This is a genomic window from Parvibaculum sp., from assembly GCF_035511255.1.
In the GTDB taxonomy this organism is placed as follows: domain Bacteria; phylum Pseudomonadota; class Alphaproteobacteria; order Parvibaculales; family Parvibaculaceae; genus Parvibaculum.
The window spans coordinates 1-3,265 of sequence record NZ_DATKFR010000174.1; the positions used below are offsets into that span (position 1 = coordinate 1).

Consider the following 3,265-nt stretch of genomic DNA (forward strand, 5'->3'; position numbering starts at 1 on the left):
TTGTCCGCCGTCTTCAGCAGGAAGGGGGTTACGGGCGCGACGAGCACGACTCCGGCAATGCGGCCCGACCCGTGCCGTGTGAGGTAGCGGATGATTTCGCAGCTACCCATCGAATGACCGACCAGGGTGACGTCATGGAGATCATGCGCCTCAATCACGGCGGCGAGATCGTCGGCTAGCGTATCGCAATCGTAACCGCCGCCCGGCTGGTCCGAGCGACCGTGCCCGCGCCGGTCATAGGCGACGCAGCGCAGGCCGCGCGCCGTGAGGTCCGCCATCTGGTATTGCCACATGTCCGAATGCAGTGCCCAGCTATGGACGAAGACGACCGGCTTGCCAACGCCCCAGTCGCGGTAGAAGAGCTGTGTACCGTCCTCGACAACGACCGTTGTTGCGACGTTTGGCGCGGAGGATTTCAGGATGGTCCGACCGAACATGATGCGCTCCTGTGAAGGTGATGGAACGAGCATGGACGGGCACGGTAAGCGGGTCGATTACGCGCGAGGTAAGATATGCGCCCATTTCGCGTCCCTCATTACCCCGGAGGTAATGGCCGCACATCGTCGCCTCTGCTAGATTTCGATCCATGGACGCACGCCGCAATGTGATTGAAATTGCTCCGAACGGGGTCGGGCCTCTCCTGCGCCGCTGGCGGGAGTCGCGCCATCTGAGCCAGCTCGGCCTCGCGCTCGAGGCGGAGGTCTCGGCGCGGCATATCAGTTTCGTCGAGACGGGACGGGCGACGCCGAGCCGCGAGATGCTCCTGACGCTTTCCAACGTGCTCGACGTGCCGCTGCGTGAACGGAATGTGTTGCTGCAGGCGGCGGGCTATGCGCCGATCTATCGCGAAACGCGCCTCGACGATCCGCGCATGGCGCAAGTGCGGACAGCGCTCGATCTGATTTTGAAACAGCACGAACCGCGCAGCGCCATCGCTTTCGACCGACATTGGAACCTGGTGATGGTCAACGGTGCTTTCGTGCAGTTGATCACGCTCGCACTCGGCCATCCGATCCCGGACCTCGAGCCGATGACCATTCTAGACCCGCAGAAATTCAACCTTCTGAAAATGCTCTTTGCCCCCGAAGGCATCCGCAGGCTGATCGTCAACTGGGAACCGCTGGCGAAGGCATTGCTCAACGAAGCCTATCAGAGCGCAAGCTGGGCCCGCGACGAGACGATGCAACGGCTCATTGCCGAGGTGCTCGCTTATCCGGGTGTTCCGACACGCTGGCGGGAACCGGACCTCGAAGCGCCGCAGGCGCTGATGCTGCCCTTCGAAATGAAAGTCGGCGATACGATCGCCCGCTTCTTCAGCACGATCACGACCCTCGGAAAGCCGCAGGACGTGACCTTGCAGGAACTCCACATCGAATCCTTCTATCCGGCCGACGCGGTGACAGAGTCCTTGACGCTTCCGCCCGCCTAGCTCACGTCCAGATCGGAAGAAGACGACGCCGACCGCGACGCGGAACCAAACCAGGCGCCCAGGTTTTATTTGGGGAATGCGTTGGTTTTTTCTTCCCATCTTGATCTTGATTGCGGCACTCGCTGTTGGCGTCTGGCGCGGGATCATCCCCGTACCACCAGAATGGAATCCTTGGGCACCGCTCGATCTGCGGGCCGAGGAAAATTCTCTCACCTGGTTTAAGCTGAAGCGGTTGGCGCGCGATCCACGGCTCTGCACTGCGGCGCTCTCGACAGCGGACATGCGCTACACGTTTGTGCCGAACGGCGCCATCGGCGGCAAGTGTCCGCTGGAGAACGTAATTCGTGTGCAGGATCTCGGAGCTCTTCGAGTGTCGGGCAGCTTTCTTTCCAGCTGCCCGCTGGCCGCAGCGCTGGCGTTCTTCGTACGGCATTCGCTGCAGCCGTCGGCTCAGGAACATTTCGGTAAAAAGGTCGTCGAAATCGAACACCTGGGCAGCTACGCCTGCCGCAATGTCTACAGCCGTCCGCAAGGCCGTCTCAGCCAGCATGCCAGCGCCAACGCTCTCGATATTTCGGGCTTCCGTCTTGCCGACGGGACGCGCGTCGTCATCGGCAGGGACTGGAATGGGAGCGATGAAAAATCACGCTTCCTCCACGATGTTGCGAAAAAAGCCTGCCGCAGTTTCAGCCTCGTTCTGGGCCCTGACTACAATGCCGCACACCATAATCACTTCCACCTGGATATGAGCCCTTACTGGTACTGCCCCTGAGAGTCCGAAGGCGGTTCACATTTTGTCGATCGCGCGTCATGATGGCTGCACCGGGCGAACCGGCGTTCCAAGAACCTGGCGTTCAAAAGAACAAGAACGGGCTCGGGGGAGGGAGAACATGATGACTGAAGGCATTCGTACTGCGAATTCGCCGCGCCGCTCGGCGGAAGCGGTCGTGAAGCTTACGGGCACTGTCCTGCTGCTGGCCGGACTCGTTTTCTGGAACGCGCAGGCGCATGCCGCCGGCAAGACGGCGGACACCCCGCCGAGCGAGGCGAGTGGTGCCGACATGTATCAGCGCGGCTATTATCCCGAGGCGCTCGCTGAATGGAAAAAGGCGGTCGATGAGCGGCAGGATGCGGGCGCCGCTTTCCGCCTCGGCGAGGAATATTTCGACGCCAAGGTCGTTCAACGCGACGTGGCGGCCGCATTGAAGTATTACGAGTTCGGCGCCGAGCACGGCGACGCGCGCGCGCAGATGGATCTCGGCAGCCTCTTTGACAAGGGCTGGGGGGTACCGAGAAATCCGGTCGAGGCCGCGAAATGGTACGAAGCGGCGGCGAAGCAGGGCATGGCCGAGGCGCAGTACAATATCGGCACCATGTATCAAGCCGGTGAAGGCGTCACGAAGGACGACCGCAAGGCCTACATGTATTTCCTGCTGGCCGTGCAGAATGGCTTCCCGCAATTTGCGAACAAGGAACTCGAAAAAATGTCGGGCTCCATGTCGCCGGAAGACATCAAGCAGGCGACCATCATGGCGCGCGATTTCAAAACGAACGTCGCCAAACAAGACGCCGTCACACGCTGATTTCACATCGGTCGTAGAGGGGCTCCGGTCGCACCCGGAGCCTTTCTCGTTTCCGATGAACGTCTATGCCATACTTGCTTCAAGAGAAGCGAGCGACTCGGGAGCGGCGCATGAACTACGTTTGGTCGAACTGGTCAGGGTGGGTAAAAGCCTGGCCGAAATCCATCGCCGAGCCTGCGACCGAAGAGGAACTTGCCTCGATCGTCCGGGACGCGGAGACCCCCATCCGCGTCGCCGGCACGGGCCACTCCTT

4 protein-coding genes are annotated in these 3,265 nt (G+C 61.2%); 3 read left to right on the forward strand and 1 reads right to left on the reverse strand.

What is annotated here, in order from left to right:
* On the reverse strand, positions 1–437 hold a 437-nt coding region (locus tag VMR03_RS06335), incomplete at its 3' end, for an alpha/beta hydrolase (RefSeq protein ID WP_325403369.1).
* Between the two features lie 149 nt (positions 438–586).
* Here VMR03_RS06335 and VMR03_RS06340 point away from each other — a divergent pair.
* The 3 genes from VMR03_RS06340 (at position 587) to VMR03_RS06350 (ending at position 3,012) form a co-directional block, all read left to right on the forward strand.
* Complete coding sequence (locus VMR03_RS06340) at positions 587–1,429, forward strand: helix-turn-helix transcriptional regulator (protein WP_325403371.1); 843 nt, start codon at positions 587–589, stop codon at positions 1,427–1,429.
* A 76-nt stretch (positions 1,430–1,505) separates the two neighbouring features.
* Positions 1,506–2,201, forward strand: a complete 696-nt coding sequence (locus tag VMR03_RS06345) for an extensin family protein (protein ID WP_325403373.1) — start codon at positions 1,506–1,508, stop codon at positions 2,199–2,201.
* Positions 2,202–2,319: 118 nt separating this feature from the next.
* Positions 2,320–3,012: a tetratricopeptide repeat protein gene (locus tag VMR03_RS06350; RefSeq protein ID WP_325403375.1), complete on the forward strand. Its 693-nt coding sequence runs from the start codon at positions 2,320–2,322 to the stop codon at positions 3,010–3,012.
* Positions 3,013–3,265: the final 253 nt, after the last annotated feature.

Coding starts and splice junctions, on each gene's coding strand:
- VMR03_RS06340 (WP_325403371.1), top strand. CDS start 587: ATGGACGCACGCCGCAATGTGATTGAAATTGCTCCGAACGGGGTCGGG.
- VMR03_RS06345 (WP_325403373.1), top strand. CDS start 1,506: ATGCGTTGGTTTTTTCTTCCCATCTTGATCTTGATTGCGGCACTCGCT.
- VMR03_RS06350 (WP_325403375.1), top strand. CDS start 2,320: ATGATGACTGAAGGCATTCGTACTGCGAATTCGCCGCGCCGCTCGGCG.